Origin of the sequence: Gemmobacter sp. 24YEA27, assembly GCF_030052995.1 — a bacterium.
Classification (GTDB): domain Bacteria; phylum Pseudomonadota; class Alphaproteobacteria; order Rhodobacterales; family Rhodobacteraceae; genus Pseudogemmobacter.
The window spans coordinates 1,829,240-1,842,956 of the sequence record NZ_JASJPW010000001.1 but is presented as its reverse complement, the minus strand read 5'-3'; the positions used below and the strand labels follow the sequence as shown (position 1 = coordinate 1,842,956).

10 protein-coding genes and 3 pseudogenes are annotated in these 13,717 nt (G+C 64.4%); 4 read left to right on the top strand and 9 right to left on the bottom strand.

Going from position 1 to position 13,717, the window contains the following annotated elements:
- Window positions 1-106: 106 nt before the first annotated feature.
- The 5 genes and pseudogenes from QNO18_RS09140 to QNO18_RS09120 all read right to left on the bottom strand — a co-directional run bounded on the left by QNO18_RS09140 (window position 107) and on the right by QNO18_RS09120 (window position 4,496).
- The gene (locus QNO18_RS09140) at window positions 107-1,390 is read right to left on the bottom strand and encodes a hemolysin family protein (RefSeq protein ID WP_283177414.1); all 1,284 of its coding nucleotides are present in this window, start codon (window positions 1,388-1,390) and stop codon (window positions 107-109) included.
- Window positions 1,391-1,454: 64 nt separating this feature from the next.
- Window positions 1,455-2,327, bottom strand: coding sequence for an ATP-binding protein (locus tag QNO18_RS09135; protein WP_283177413.1), 873 nt, complete (start codon window positions 2,325-2,327; stop codon window positions 1,455-1,457).
- Entirely contained in the window at window positions 2,324-3,232 is a 909-nt protein-coding gene (gene tatC, locus QNO18_RS09130; RefSeq protein ID WP_283177412.1) for a twin-arginine translocase subunit TatC, read from the bottom strand. The genes QNO18_RS09135 and tatC overlap by 4 nt, the downstream gene beginning before the upstream one ends.
- Window positions 3,233-3,822: 590 nt before the next feature.
- Window positions 3,823-4,116 (bottom strand): annotated as a pseudogene (gene tatB / locus QNO18_RS09125) (Sec-independent protein translocase protein TatB); the annotation flags it as partial.
- A gap of 158 nt (window positions 4,117-4,274) precedes the next feature.
- Window positions 4,275-4,496 carry a twin-arginine translocase TatA/TatE family subunit gene (locus QNO18_RS09120; protein WP_198837520.1) on the bottom strand — a complete coding sequence of 74 codons (222 nt, stop codon included), beginning with the start codon at window positions 4,494-4,496 and terminating at the stop codon, window positions 4,275-4,277.
- A gap of 245 nt (window positions 4,497-4,741) precedes the next feature.
- On the opposite strand from QNO18_RS09120, the gene QNO18_RS09115 reads away from it, so the two are divergent.
- Window positions 4,742-5,113, top strand: coding sequence for an HTH domain-containing protein (locus QNO18_RS09115; RefSeq protein WP_283177411.1), 372 nt, complete (start codon window positions 4,742-4,744; stop codon window positions 5,111-5,113).
- Between the two features lie 18 nt (window positions 5,114-5,131).
- On the opposite strand, the gene QNO18_RS09110 is transcribed toward QNO18_RS09115, so the two are convergent.
- The gene (locus QNO18_RS09110) at window positions 5,132-5,911 is read right to left on the bottom strand and encodes an SDR family oxidoreductase (protein ID WP_283177410.1); all 780 of its coding nucleotides are present in this window, start codon (window positions 5,909-5,911) and stop codon (window positions 5,132-5,134) included.
- A 413-nt stretch (window positions 5,912-6,324) separates the two neighbouring features.
- Between QNO18_RS09110 and QNO18_RS09105 the strand changes: the two genes are divergently transcribed.
- A complete protein-coding gene (locus tag QNO18_RS09105; protein WP_283177409.1) occupies window positions 6,325-7,476 on the top strand; it encodes a Hint domain-containing protein in 1,152 nt (383 codons plus the stop codon).
- 12 nt (window positions 7,477-7,488) lie between these two features.
- Here the strand turns inward: QNO18_RS09105 and QNO18_RS09100 are convergent, their stop codons facing one another.
- Window positions 7,489-8,421, bottom strand: coding sequence for a hypothetical protein (locus QNO18_RS09100; protein ID WP_283177408.1), 933 nt, complete (start codon window positions 8,419-8,421; stop codon window positions 7,489-7,491).
- A 153-nt stretch (window positions 8,422-8,574) separates the two neighbouring features.
- Here QNO18_RS09100 and QNO18_RS09095 point away from each other — a divergent pair, with 153 nt between their 5' ends.
- Window positions 8,575-10,173: a peptide chain release factor 3 gene (locus QNO18_RS09095; protein WP_283177407.1), complete on the top strand. Its 1,599-nt coding sequence runs from the start codon at window positions 8,575-8,577 to the stop codon at window positions 10,171-10,173.
- 98 nt (window positions 10,174-10,271) lie between these two features.
- On the opposite strand, the gene QNO18_RS09090 is transcribed toward QNO18_RS09095, so the two are convergent.
- Window positions 10,272-10,571, bottom strand: coding sequence for a hypothetical protein (locus QNO18_RS09090; RefSeq protein WP_283178767.1), 300 nt, complete (start codon window positions 10,569-10,571; stop codon window positions 10,272-10,274).
- An 18-nt stretch (window positions 10,572-10,589) separates the two neighbouring features.
- Window positions 10,590-10,711: pseudogene (locus QNO18_RS09085) on the bottom strand (zf-TFIIB domain-containing protein); the annotation flags it as partial.
- 362 nt (window positions 10,712-11,073) lie between these two features.
- Here QNO18_RS09085 and QNO18_RS09080 point away from each other — a divergent pair.
- Window positions 11,074-12,342 (top strand): annotated as a pseudogene (locus tag QNO18_RS09080) (DEAD/DEAH box helicase); the annotation flags it as partial.
- Window positions 12,343-13,717: the final 1,375 nt, after the last annotated feature.

Sequence of the window (13,717 nt, the reverse complement as noted above, 5' to 3'; positions counted from 1 at the left end):
GACCCCCCGGGATATTTAGAGACAGATGAAAAGACGAAGAGCGGATTTCATCTGTCTCTTAAATATCCCCGCCGGAGGCATCCGCAGCCAGCCAGACGCGCCGGCATCAGAGCTTTGACACCAGCACCTTGTCGATCCTGAGCCCGTCGAGATCCACGACCTCGAAGCTTAGGGCCACGCCATCCGGCGCCTGCAGGGCAAAACGCTCGCCAAGACCCGCCATATGGCCGAGCTGGTGCAGGACCAGACCCGCCACGGTGTCATATTCGCCGGCCGCATCGCGCGGCAGGCCCATACGGTCACAAAACTCATCAGCCGGCATCCAGCCTGCGACGAGGAGCGATCCGTCGGTGCGTTCAAAGACCGGGGGCTCGCGTGGGTCCGCCCCGGCCTCGGCGCCGGTGATGGCCTGCAAGAGGTCGCTTTGCGTGATCAGCCCTTCGAAATTGCCATATTCATCATAGACCAGCGCGAGGTGTTCGCCCGACCGCTGCAGCACTGCGACGACATCCAGCGCCTCCATCCGGTCGGAGATCACCGGAACATTGCGCAAAAGCCTGCGCAGATCCGGCAGATCGCCCCGCGCCAATACGCCATAGAGATCCGCGAGCCGGATCACCCCCAGCACATCTCCCGCCGAATCGGCAACCGGGATACGGCTCTGGCTGATCCCGCTGACCCGCGCCGCCACCTCATCGGGTTCCAGATCCACCGGCAGCGTCGTCACCTCCTGGCGCGGCGTCATCAGCGCGCGTGCGGTGCGATCGGACAGCCGCATCACGCCCGAGATCATATTGCGCTCTTCTTCTTCGAGAACGCCGCCCTGCTGCGCTTCGGTCAAAAGCACATTAACCTCTTCCTCGGTGACCCTGTTACCGCTCTCGCCGCGCTGCCCCAGAAGCCTCAGGATCAGCCGGCCGGAATTTTCCAGAAACCACACGACCGGCGCCGCCACGACCGACAAAAGCGCCATCATCGGCGCGACCTTTGCCGCCACCGCCTCGGGATTGCGCAAGGCGATCTGTTTCGGAACCAGTTCTCCGATGATCAGCGAGACATAGGTGATCGCGATCACGGCACCGCCGACCCCGATCCGCGAGGCCCAGGCGTCGCTCATCCCCCCCGCCGCCAGCCAGGCGGCAAGGCGCCCGCCCAGCGTATCCCCCGCCAGCGCGCCCGAAAGCACCCCGACCCCGGTGATCCCGATCTGCACCGTCGAGAGGAACCGCCCCGGATTTTCCGACAGCCGCAGCGCCTGGGCGGCGCCGCGCGACGTGGCGGCCATGCTTTTCAGCCGCGCCGGCCGCGAGGACACGACCGCCAGCTCTGACATCGAAAAGACGCCGTTCAACGCGATCAGCGCCAGAAGGACCAGGATTTCCGTCAGCATCGGGCCGCCCTTTCTTTGCGCAACGGGCGCAAAGTGGCCGGCCCGCGCCACATTCAGTCTGTTGTCATGCCGCCAGCGTCACGCCTTCGCGCGCCGCCAGATCGCAGAAGAACTGCCAGGCCACCCGGCCCGAGCGCGAGCCGCGCGTCGCCTGCCATTCAATCGCCTCGGCGCGCAGCCGCTCGGGGCTGACGGTCACGCCATGCGCGTCGCAATAGCCCCGGATCATCTCCAGATATTCATCCTGACTGCAGGGATGGAAGCCGAGCCAGAGCCCGAACCGGTCCGAAAGCGAGACCTTTTCCTCGACCGCCTCGCCGGGATTGATCGCAGAAGAACGCTCATTCTCGATCATATCGCGCGGCATCAGGTGACGGCGGTTCGAAGTGGCGTAGAACAGCACATTTTCCGGTCGGCCCGAGATCCCGCCATCCAGCACAGCTTTCAGCGATTTGTAATGCTGGTCGTCATGGCTGAAAGAGAGATCGTCGCAGAAAAGAAGGAACCGCTGCTCCGGCGCCGCGCGCAGATGCGACAGGAGCCGCGCCACCGTCGGCAGGTCTTCCCGCGCGAGTTCCACGATCTTGAGGCTCAGCCCTTCTGCGAGGATCTGCGCATGGGCGGCTTTGACGAGGCTCGATTTCCCCATGCCGCGCGCGCCCCACAGAAGCGCGTTATTCGCGGGCAGCCCGCGCGCGAAATGGCGGGTGTTTTCCAGAAGCGTGTCGCGCGACCGGTCGACGCCCACCAGCAGCGAGATATCAACGCGCGAGACATGCGGAACGGGGTCAAGCCGTTCCGGCCCCGTGGCCCAGACAAAGGCCTCGGCCTCGGTGAAATCAGGATCGGGCAAAGGCGCCGGAGCCATTCGCTCCAGCGCCGCTGCGATCCGGGTGAGTTGGGGGGCCAGATCGCCCCCGCTCAGAGTATCCGTCATGCTTCGTCCGCGTCCTCTTCCCATTCGCCATTCGCACGTGCCTCGGCTTCCTGTTTCTTCTCGAAACGGCGCACGAGGAAAATGGAAACTTCATAGAGCGGATAGACGGCGGCGAACAGGATCAGTTGCGACATGATATCGGGCGGGGTGACGACTGCGGCCACGATCAGGATGATCACGATGGCATAGCGGCGCACGCCGGCCAGGCCCTTTGCCGTCACCAGCCCGGCGCGCCCCATCAGGGTCAGAAGCACCGGCAGCTGGAAACACAGACCGAAGGCAAAGATCAGCTTGAGCGAAATATCAAGCGTCTCATTGACCTTACCCTGGAAGACGATGCCGATCCCGCTGCCGGTCGCAGCCGGCACCGCCGGTGCCGCGCCGGGGATCACCACCTGTGAGCTGTCATGCAGCGCCCCTGCGACCTGGCCGAAGACCGCGTTGAACATCGAGGTGACCGAGGCAAAGCCCAGGAAGAACTGCATCGCAATCGGGGTGACGACGAATTGCGCGAAGGCGGCCCCCAGCAGGAACAGCGCCGGTGAGGCCAGCAGGAAGGGCAGAAAAGCGCGCTTCTCGCTTTTATAAAGCCCCGGCGCCACGAAACGCCACATCTGATAGCCGATCACCGGGAAGCTGACGACCAGACCCGCGATCACCGAGACATGGATCAGGGTAAAGAAATATTCTTGCGGCGCAGTATATTGCATCACCGGATTGGGATTTCCGAGCGCGCGCATCGCATTTTCGATCGGCTTGAGCAGGAAGCCGAGGATCGGTTCCGCCACCACGAAACAGGCCAGCATCGCGACGAGGAAGGCCCCGACCGACCAGAGAATGCGGTTCCGGAGTTCGATCAGATGTTCGATCAGCGGGGCGGAGCTGTCTTCGATCTCCTGGGTCATGCCTGATCCTCCGCCTTATCGAGGCCAGTTTTTACAGCCGGTTTTGCGGCAGTCTTGCGGGGCTTCGCGGCGGTTGTGCCGGTCTCTGCCTTTGCCGCTGCCGTTCTGGGTTTTGCCGCCGGCTTTTCAGACTTCGGGGCAGGTGCCGCTTTGGTCTTTGCGGCGGTCCTCGCGCTGGCTTTGGTGCCGGGATCGCCAGCGGCTTCGGCCTTCGCCGCCGCGACCTTGCGCTTTGCGGCGGGCTTTGCGGCGGGCGCCACGCCCAGCGGTGTGCTGGTCACCGGCGGCGCGATGATCGTCGCCGGGATTGTCTCTGGCGCATCCTCGAAAGCACTCGCGGTGCTTTGCGCCGGAGGCGGAGTATTGCGCAGCCGCTCTGCCGCTTCGCGGGCAATGGCCTCACGCTCGGCGCGTTTCATTGCGAGATCGGTGGTGTTCGGGCCAGCAGCGGCACCGGGAGAAACAGGCGCATTGGGATCCGGGATCGCGCCCGTCTCAGCCCCGGCGGGATCGGCCGCAACGGCGGATCCAAGCCCGACCGCCGCAGCAGGTGCCACAGCCCCGCCCGCTGCCGCCGTCGTGGCAGGCGTGCTGCCCCGCGCGGTCTTGAGCGGATCCCATTTCTCGAACTTATCCGCCGCCGATTTCACCGCGTCGAGCCCCATGCTTTTGGGGCTCGTCACCTTGCGCAGGTCATTGGCGACATCCTGGACACCGCTCTCCTTTGCGGCATCTTCCATGGCGCGCGAGAATTCCCGTGCCATGGATCTGAGTTTTGCCGTGAACCGCCCCAAAGTGCGGAACATCTCGGGCAGGTCTTTCGGTCCGATGACGACAAGCGCCACCACACCAATGACCAGAAGCTCGGACCAGCCGACTTCCATCCGCGCCTCTCCTTAAATGCGTGTTGTCCCCAGGGTCACCCCGCCTGCAAGGCTTGCGGCCAGCCATCCGGCCGGCGCATTGCCTGCAACAAGGCTGCCTCGCCCGTCTCTGCCCGGCCCGGTAAGGGGTCGTCAGAGGAAGCGATGACCCTTGCGGCTCAGACCTTGTCTTTTGCCACGGTCTCGGCCGGGGTCACATCCTTGGCAACCTCGGCGCGCTCTTTCTCGATCTCGGCAGTGCCATCAGACACGCCTTTCTTGAAGGCGGTGATGCCCTTGCCGACCTCACCCATCAGCGAGGACACTTTGCCCTTGCCAAAGAGCACGAGAACAACAACGGCGATAAGCAGAAGGCCGGGAAGGCCGATATTCTGAAGCATGGAAACCTCCATCCAAACGGGGCCCCGGTGGTTGACAGCCAGGGCGTGATTCACGTCTTCGCGGCCGCTGTGACCGCGATATGGTCCCAGGGTAGGGCCAATCGACGGGCGGATAAAAGAGCCATTCCACTTGTGCCCTCTGGTCAACTGACAGTATTTTGTCAGTTGCCCTGACGGGGATGCCCGGCCCGGGCGGCACCACAGGAGGCGCGGCACGGGCGCCCCAGGGCTGAGAGGTCGATGAGATGAAACGCGATGCCCGGCTTTACGACCTCGTGCAGATCCTGCGCGACGGCAAGCTGCATACGGCGGAAGAGCTGGCAGTCAGCCTTGGGGTCTCGACCCGCACGGTCTGGCGCGACATGGCGATGATGGCGGCGACCGGCCTGCCGGTGACGGGCGAACGCGGGCTGGGCTATATCCTGCGCTCGCCACTGATGCTGCCGCCGACCGTGCTGACGCCCGATGAGCTGGAAGCACTCGCCTGCGGGCTCAGACATGTCGAGGCCAATGATCCCGGCCTCGCCCGGGCGGCGCGCAATCTGCTTTACAAGATCACCACGCTCTTGCCCCAGGCCGGGATAGGTCCGGACGATATGGACCCGGCGGATGAGTGACCCCGCCGGGGGAGGTGATCAGATCGTCAGATTGGTCGCCCCGCCATCCGCGAGGATATTCTGCCCGATGATGAACCCGGCATGGACAGAACAGAGGAAGGCACAGGTCGCGCCAAACTCCGCCGCTGTGCCGTAACGCTGCACCGGGATCGTGGCTTCGCGCTGGCGCTTTGCCTCTTCAGGGCTGAGCCCGGTTTTGGCCGAGACCCCCTGATCCAGCGCCACGGCGCGGTCGGTGGCATGGATGCCGGGCAAGAGATTGTTGATCGCAACCCCCTTCCCCGCCACCTGACGCGCGGTGCCGGCGACAAAGCCGGTCAACCCGGTGCGCGCGGTGTTTGAGAGACCCAGCACATCCACCGGCGCCCGCACCGAAGCCGAGGTGATATTGACCACCCGGCCCCAGCCCCGCTCCATCATCCCCGGCACCAGCGCCTGCATCAGCGCGATCGGCGTCAGCATATTCGCATCAAGCGCGCGGATGAAATCGTCGCGGTCCCAGTCGCTCCAGACGCCCGGAGGCGGGCCGCCGGCATTGGTCACCAGAATATCCACCGCGCCGGCGGTCTCCAGCACCCGCGCCCGTGCCGCCGCATCGGTGATATCCGCAACGACCGGCGTCACCGAAACCCCATAGGTTTCAGACAGTTCCGAGGCAGTCTTCACCAAAGCCGCCTCGCCGCGCGCACAGATCACCAGATCGACCCCCGCCGCCGCCAATGCCTCCGCACAGCCCCGGCCAAGCCCCTTTGACGCCGCCGTGACCAGCGCGGTCTTACCCCTGATGCCCAGATCCATGTCGCTTCCTTTCGCGCTTTTACGGCGGCCAGCCTGACAATGCCCCTGCCGGGTTGCAAGCCCCCGTTCAAACTCAGTACCTCGCGCAAGGGCGCTGCGGCACAGGATCGGCCTCTGCGCGACGCGGTTATGCGCGACCGGGGCCAGACGCACAGTCGCGTCGGGGGCAACGCCGTTGCGGCCGCGCAGGAAAATCCAGGAAAATGCGCTTCTTCCCGGGTGTTTATCACAAGCCGCGTTTGACCGCGCGCGACGCGGACTGTTATAGATCAGCGTAATAACCAGTCGGAAACACCTTGCGGTCAAACCCTGGCCGGCGACGTCAAGATGGCGGCAAGGGCGATTTTTGGGGCCTGATTTCAGATTAGCAGGCCTCGTTTTCATGGGCATAGTTTCAGGACAGATCCGGCAAAATGACTACTCTCCCCGACCAGAGCCCCGGCCAGAGCCCCGGCCAGGAGCACCATACCGCATCTGCCGCAACGGCGGGCGGCGCGGCGCCGGGCCAGGCCTGCCAGGTTTTTGCGGCCGGGGATATTTTCGTCTCTTCCGGTGTGAACAGTGGCGACGGGCTCGGCCTGCCCGATGACGTCGAAAGCGGCGACATCTATCAGCTTGAGCTGGGCGCAGCCCCGTCGCGCCTGCTGCTTGAGGCCGCCGGTGACTGCGGCGCGCAGCGGGTTGCTGCCGGCTCGGCGGTCGGTCAGGCGGGGGATCTTGTGCGGCTGATCGCGCGCTACACCCTGATGGCCGATGATGGTGACCGGGTGGAACTTTTGCTGATCCGGATCGGCGAGGACGGGGCGGACGCGCTTTGGGTGCTGCCGCTGTCTCCGGTCTCGGACCGCGCGGAATATGCGCTGCTGGCGGTCGAGATCTCGCCCCGCGATGCCCGGCTGACGGCGATGATGAGCCTTTCCTTCGCGCGCGGCACCAGGATCTCGCTCGCCAGCGGTCAGATGGTCGCAATCGAGACGCTGCGCCCGGGGATGAAGCTTCTGACCCGCGATCATGGCCCGCAGGAACTGCGCCATATCGGGCGGGCAAGCCTGCGCGCCATCGGGGCCTTCGCGCCGGTGGTGATTCTGGCCGGAACGCTGGGCAATTCCGGCGATCTGATCGTCGGACAGCATCACCGTATGTTCCTTTACCAGCGTCATAAACTGCCGGGGCTGGCCACGTCCGAGCTGCTGGTCCAGGCCCGCCATCTGGTTGATGAAGAACATGTTTTCATCCGCGAATCCGGAGTGACAGACTGGTTCAGCCTGATCTTCGACCGTCATGAGATCATCTATGCCGAGGGTATCCCGGTCGAAAGCCTGATGGTGAACGACGCCACCATCTCGCGGCTGCCACCGCAATTCGCCTCCGAGGTGCGCGCACAATTTCCCGGCCTCGCGCATCTGCAGCATTTCGGCACCGAGGCCGGGCGGCAATTTCTCGATTCCATCGGAGGCCCGGCGCATTGGCACAGCCGTGGCGCAGGCGGCAACCGGAACCCGGCACAAGGTGTCGCCGGACAGAGCACGGGACAGAGCAGCGGGCAAAACAACAAACCGGGCTGAGCGGCGCGCGGATCAGCGCCAGAGGCCGCGCCAGCCGTCTGGTTCTGGCAGGGATCCGGGGTCGAGTTTCGCCTGGATGCCTGCGCTTTGCGTGCCGATGTTCCACATCAGCGCGCTGTTCGGGACCGGAATATCAGTGCCGATTGCCGGATCCATCACCCCGGTCACGATACCCTGAAAGGTCAGCCGCCCGTCTTCCATCACCGCAATCAGCGAGGAACTTGCGCCGGGCGCGGCATCGCAGGTGAAATAGATCATGCCGTTATCGGGCCGCGTCTTGCGCTGTTCACAGCCCTGCCAGGAAAACTCCCAGCCGTTTTCCTGCTCGAACCGCCCGTCATAGCCGATCACCCAGACCGGCCCGGCCGGGTTCTGCTGCGCGGACCAGGGCATCGACCCGCGCAGTCCCCCGGCCCCCCAGGCGAAATCGGGCATGATATCATCCGAGACGGTCTCGGTCAGCCGATAGGCGACCCAGTCCCCGACCCAGGGCATCCCCGCACCAGAGCGGGTGAAATTCACCGGATCCGGCTCCAGATCGACAATCCTGTTTTCGAATTCCATGCGGCGGACAGCCTCGTCGCCGGTCTGGTACGAAATGTCTGGCAAGATGTAAGAGGCATTGGGCAGGAAAATCGCGTCAAGACCCGGGTCGCAATGCACCTGGCCCGGCCCCCTTCCGGTCAGAAGATGCAGTGAGGTCACCGCGTAATCCTGGCCCTCTACCGTGACCAGAACCGCGTTCGATCCCCAGCCACAGTCAGGCACAGCAATCCAGCCGATGCGGTTCGCCGCCGTCAGGATCTCGCGTTCGGTCGGGCTGAGATCTGCGACAGGCTTCGCGCGCAGAACCGACATCGCTTCGCGCGCGCCATTGTCGGTGAACCAGGCCGCCTGCACCGGAAGCGCGGACATCAGCGCGAAAACAACAGCCAGAAGACGCATCGACCAGATCCTCGTAACACACCTGCGCAAAAGGCAAACATGCGGGCCCCGCTTTGTCCAGCCGGCAACGCCTGGCCGGTTTCGGGAGCGGATCTTTCCCCCGGCCCGCCTGCGCGATAGACGGCGACAGCGACAGGCGCTAAAAGCCCGGCCATGCTGGACAACGCCCCCACCCTTCCGCCCGAGATTTCCCGCCGCCGGACCTTCGCGATCATCGCGCATCCGGATGCTGGCAAAACCACGCTGACCGAAAAGTTTCTCCTGTTCGGGGGAGCGATCCAGATGGCGGGCCAGGTGCGCGCCAAGGGCGAGGCGCGGCGCACGCGCTCGGACTTTCTCAAGATGGAACAGGACCGGGGCATCTCGGTCTCGGCCTCGGCGATGTCGTTTGAATATCGCGAGTTCCGGTACAATCTGGTCGACACGCCCGGCCACTCGGATTTTTCCGAAGACACCTATCGCACGCTGACCGCCGTCGATGCCGCGATCATGGTGATCGACGGGGCGAAAGGCGTGGAAAGCCAGACGCGGAAACTGTTCGAGGTCTGCCGGCTGCGCGATCTGCCGATCCTGACCTTCTGCAACAAGATGGACCGCGAGGCGCGCGACACATTCGAGATCATAGACGAAATCCAGGAGAATCTGGCGATCGACGTGGCACCGGCCTCCTGGCCGATCGGCTCGGGGCGCGATTTCCTCGGCGCCTATGACCTGCTGAATGACCGCCTTGAGCTGATGGACCGCGCCGACCGCAACAAAGTGGCGGAATCGATCAGGCTGAACGGGCTGGATGACCCGCGCCTTGCCGATCATATCCCCGCAGACCAGCTGGCGCAGCTGCGCGAGGAAATCGCCATGGCGCGGGAATTGCTGCCCGCCTTTAACCGCGAGGCGTTTTTGCAAGGCGCGATGACGCCGATCTGGTTCGGCTCGGCGATCAATTCCTTTGGCGTCAAAGAGCTGATGGAGGGGATCGGCAATTTCGGCCCCGAACCGCAGCCGCAAAAGGCGGCCGAACGCGCCGTGGCCGCCGAAGAACCAAAGGTCACCGGCTTTGTCTTCAAGGTCCAGGCCAATATGGACCCGAAACACCGCGACCGCGTGGCCTTTGTCCGCCTCGCCTCGGGCCATTTTGAACGCGGCATGAAGCTGACGCATGTGCGCTCGAAAAAGCTGATGGCGGTGACCAATCCGGTACTGTTCCTCGCCGCCGACCGCGAACTGGCGGATGAGGCCTGGGCCGGCGACATTATCGGCATCCCGAATCACGGTCAGCTCAGGATCGGCGACGCGCTGACCGAGGGCGAGACGCTGCGCTTCACCGGGATCCCGTCTTTCGCGCCCGAGCTCTTGCAAAATATCCGCGCGACCGACCCGATGAAGGCCAAACACCTGGAAAAGGCGCTGATGCAGTTCGCCGAGGAAGGTGCAGCCAAGGTCTTCAAGCCCGCCATCGGCTCTGGTTTTATCGTCGGCGTGGTCGGCGCGCTGCAATTCGACGTGCTCGCCTCGCGGATCGGGCTGGAATATCAGATCCCGGTGCGGTTCGAGCCCTCGCAATTCGCCTCGGCGCGCTGGATTTCGGGCGACAGGGACGAGATCGAAAAGATGGTCAATCTGAACAAGCAGCATATCGCCACCGATAATGACGGCGACCTCGTGTTCCTCACCCGGCTGCAATGGGACATCGACCGCGTGGCGCGCGACTATCCCGCGCTGCGGCTGACGGCGACGAAAGAAATGATGGCCTGAGCTGGTCTGCGCCCGGGATACCGACCCGAGCGCAAGAGCGAAGCATCACCAGGACTGACTGAAAAGGCCGGGAGATCCCTGTCCCGGCCCTTTTTTTATCAAAAATCAAATATTTCGCCCAGGATACTCCCCATTCCGCGTTTGCGGCGCCCCCGGTTGCGGTCATCATAATCTTCGTCATCGTCATCATAGCGTTTGCGGCTGCCGGACATGTCCTGATCCCTCGGATCCGGGATCGGCGTATGGCGCGCGCGCTGATCAAAGCCCATCCGCTCTGACGCGCGGGCGGCGGGAGAGACAGAGCGGTCCTGTTCAGGGTGCGGCCTGGCCGCTTCGCTGACCGGCGGAGGAGGTGGCGGGCTGGCGCGCTGCGGCTCGGCCTGGGTCACAGCCGGCATCGCCTTGCTGGCGGCGACCTCGATCAGCTTATCCAGCTCTCCCTGTCGAGCCAGATGCCCCGGCATTTTGGGCAGTAGTCGATCTCGACCCCCTGGCGCTCTGTCATAAGCAGCGTCTCGTTGTCGACCGGACATTTCATTCTCGTCTCCGAACTGGGTTTCCTTTGCGCATGTCGGGATAGCTGCTCTCCCGCGCAAGCCCCGCGCGCCCTCAATCTGCGGTCGCCCGGCGAAACAGGCGCAGATCCGCTGCCTGCCCCGGGGTGCCCCTTTGCACCGCCCTCAGAGCGGAACCAATCCGCCGAAAACACGCTGAACTCGCAACCAGAAGGTCACAATCCGGCACAAAAAGGTGCCTCAGATTGACCATTGTACAAAATCACGCTATCTGGCGCCGGAACCCGCAATCCGGCGGGCTGTTCCGATGGGGCGCCTGAAATCCTGCGTCCCGCCCCCACTCGCGGCCGGTCCTCATGACCCTTGCCGCCACTATTGGACGCATATGACCAAATTTTCCGACCTCGCCCTTGATCCCCGGGTTCTCCAGGCCGTTTCCGAAGCAGGGTATGAGACGCCCACGCCGATCCAGGCTGAAGCCATTCCCGAAGCTCTGAAGGGCCGCGATGTGCTTGGGATCGCCCAGACCGGCACCGGTAAAACCGCAAGCTTCACGCTGCCGATGATCACGCTGCTCGGCCAGGGCCGGGCGCGCGCCCGGATGCCGCGCAGCCTCGTGCTGGCGCCGACGCGCGAACTTGCAGCCCAGGTGGCCGAGAATTTCGACACCTATGCCAAACATACAAAGCTGACCAAGGCGCTCCTGATCGGCGGCGTGGCCTTTGGCGAACAGGACAAGCTGATTGACCGTGGCGTCGACGTGCTGATCGCGACGCCGGGCCGGCTGCTCGACCATTTTGAACGCGGCAAGCTTTTGCTGACCGGCGTGCAGATCATGGTGGTCGATGAGGCCGACCGGATGCTTGACATGGGCTTCATCCCCGATATCGAGCGCATCTTCCAGCTCACCCCCTTCACCCGCCAGACGATGTTCTACTCGGCCACCATGGCGCCCGAGATTGAACGGATCACCAATACATTCCTGACCGCCCCCGCGCGGATCGAGGTTGCGCGTCAGGCCACCACCAATACGAATATCGACCAGAAGGTCGTGTATTTCACACCGTCGCGCAAAGACCGGTCCTTCACCGAAAAGCGCGCCGTGCTGCGGTCGCTGATCGCGGCAGAAGGCGAAACCTGCACCAATGGCATCGTGTTCTGCAACCGCAAGATGGATGTAGATGTTGTCGCCAAATCGCTGAAATCGCACGGTTTCAACGCAGCTCCCATCCATGGTGACCTTGACCAGTCGCAGCGGACAAAAACGCTCGATGCCTTCCGCGACGGCTCGCTGCATATCCTCGTGGCCTCTGATGTGGCGGCGCGCGGGCTTGATATTCCGGCGGTCAGTCATGTGTTCAACTTCGATGTGCCCGGCCATCCCGAGGATTACGTGCACCGCATCGGCCGCACCGGCCGCGCCGGCCGCCATGGTCGCGCCTTCACCCTGGCCACACCGTCTGACGCCAAGCAGCTGGCTGCGGTGGAAAGCCTGGTGAAACAGGAAATCCCGCGCGCAGAGCTGCCCGAAGGGCTCGATCTCGAAAACGCCGGTTCGTCGCGCACCAGCCGCGAACCGCGTGGCGAGCGGTCTGACCGCGGGGACCGCAGTGAGCGTGGTGAGCGTTCGCGCAGTGGCAAGGGCCGCGAACGGTCCCGCGGCGGGCGCGAACGCGCTCAGGACGAAGACCGCGCCGCTGCAGCCCCCCAGGCAGACGCCGTCGCGCCGAAGGCGCAGCCCGAGCGCAGCGAGGCCCCCCAGAAAGAGGCCAGTGCAAGGGGCAGCTCCGGACGTGAAGGCGGCTCGCGCAGCCCCTCATACAGCGAACCCCGCCGCGAGCCGGTCGCCCGCGATGGCAACCGCGAGTCCGCTGGCCGCGAATCGCTCGCCCGTGATACTGGCAGCCGGGATGCAGGTGGCCGCCGTAACGACCGCCGCGACCGCCGCGACGATGGCCCCGCCGTGATCGGCATGGGCGACCATGTTCCCGACTTCCTGCTGCGCAGCTTCCGGATCAGCACGCCCTCCCCCACCGAGGACAGCGCGGCGGAAGACAATCCCGCCCCGGACCACAGCCCGGAAGAGACGCCCGCAGCCGCGCCCGCAATGGCAGCACAGAGTGCCGCCCGCGACCCGGAAAGCACCCCGGCTGCCGCAGAGGTTTCGGCATTGGCTCCGGCGGTGGCAGATGTGGCCGGAAACGAGGCCGCAGATGAGGCTGGCGAAAGCGAAGACTGGCTTCAGCCGATCTGAACAGATCTGCGCGCATCCGAGCTGTTATCTGATGCGCGCAGACCCTATGCTTGGGCCATCTCGCGCCTGAAACCGGAAAGACTGCGCAGCTCAAGGCCCTGAAGCCGACACTCCTGCGACAGCTTCCCTGCGCCAAAGCATCACCTTGCCCCGCGCGCGCGCCGCGCCACTATCCCCCTGCGGTCAAATCTCCGGATGATAATGGCCACAGCCAGCCCGTCAGTATCGAAGAGGCCGCAGCCGCAGACAGGAAAGACGCATCGCCACAGGCCCGTTGCATGGACCGCAAGCCGTTGCCATGCGCGGTGGCGCAGCCTGCGTCAAAGACGGCCAGGATGCGATCCATGGTTGTAGCGGCATTAATCCAGCTGAGACGGGCAAAATTGTCGGCCGCTCGCTGGACAGTGCGTGCGAGTTCGGTCCATTCAAGATCCACGTCCTGATGGGGCGCAAGCCATCGCGCCACGCAGCCAGTTCGCAACGCTTTTGTTCTAACCCGCGCTGCGGTGGCCAGATCGGTCAGACTGTCTTGCATATCCGCCGCACTCCGCTTCGCCGCAAAGCCGGGAACGAGATCAATCGATGACCTATGGGCTCGCGCGTCGGACCTTTCATCATCGGCCATGCGCGCGCGCGAAAAGCAGCCTCGCCGTGTCCTAGCCGGCAAGAATTGTTACCACATCTCCGCCATCGAACGCGCACACCGTATGCGCGAGGCCGAGCTCGAACGCCGCCTCGCCTTCCGCTTCCTCATTGTCGAGCAGCCGGTGGAGTA

Coding starts and splice junctions, on each gene's coding strand:
- QNO18_RS09110 (WP_283177410.1), bottom strand. CDS start 5,911: ATGGATCTGGGCATCAGGGGTAAGACCGCGCTGGTCACGGCGGCGTCA.
- QNO18_RS09140 (WP_283177414.1), bottom strand. CDS start 1,390: ATGCTGACGGAAATCCTGGTCCTTCTGGCGCTGATCGCGTTGAACGGC.
- QNO18_RS09115 (WP_283177411.1), top strand. CDS start 4,742: ATGAAACGCGATGCCCGGCTTTACGACCTCGTGCAGATCCTGCGCGAC.
- QNO18_RS09120 (WP_198837520.1), bottom strand. CDS start 4,496: ATGCTTCAGAATATCGGCCTTCCCGGCCTTCTGCTTATCGCCGTTGTT.
- QNO18_RS09135 (WP_283177413.1), bottom strand. CDS start 2,327: ATGACGGATACTCTGAGCGGGGGCGATCTGGCCCCCCAACTCACCCGG.
- tatC (WP_283177412.1), bottom strand. CDS start 3,232: ATGACCCAGGAGATCGAAGACAGCTCCGCCCCGCTGATCGAACATCTG.
- QNO18_RS09100 (WP_283177408.1), bottom strand. CDS start 8,421: ATGCGTCTTCTGGCTGTTGTTTTCGCGCTGATGTCCGCGCTTCCGGTG.
- QNO18_RS09095 (WP_283177407.1), top strand. CDS start 8,575: ATGCTGGACAACGCCCCCACCCTTCCGCCCGAGATTTCCCGCCGCCGG.
- QNO18_RS09090 (WP_283178767.1), bottom strand. CDS start 10,571: ATGCCGGCTGTGACCCAGGCCGAGCCGCAGCGCGCCAGCCCGCCACCT.
- QNO18_RS09105 (WP_283177409.1), top strand. CDS start 6,325: ATGACTACTCTCCCCGACCAGAGCCCCGGCCAGAGCCCCGGCCAGGAG.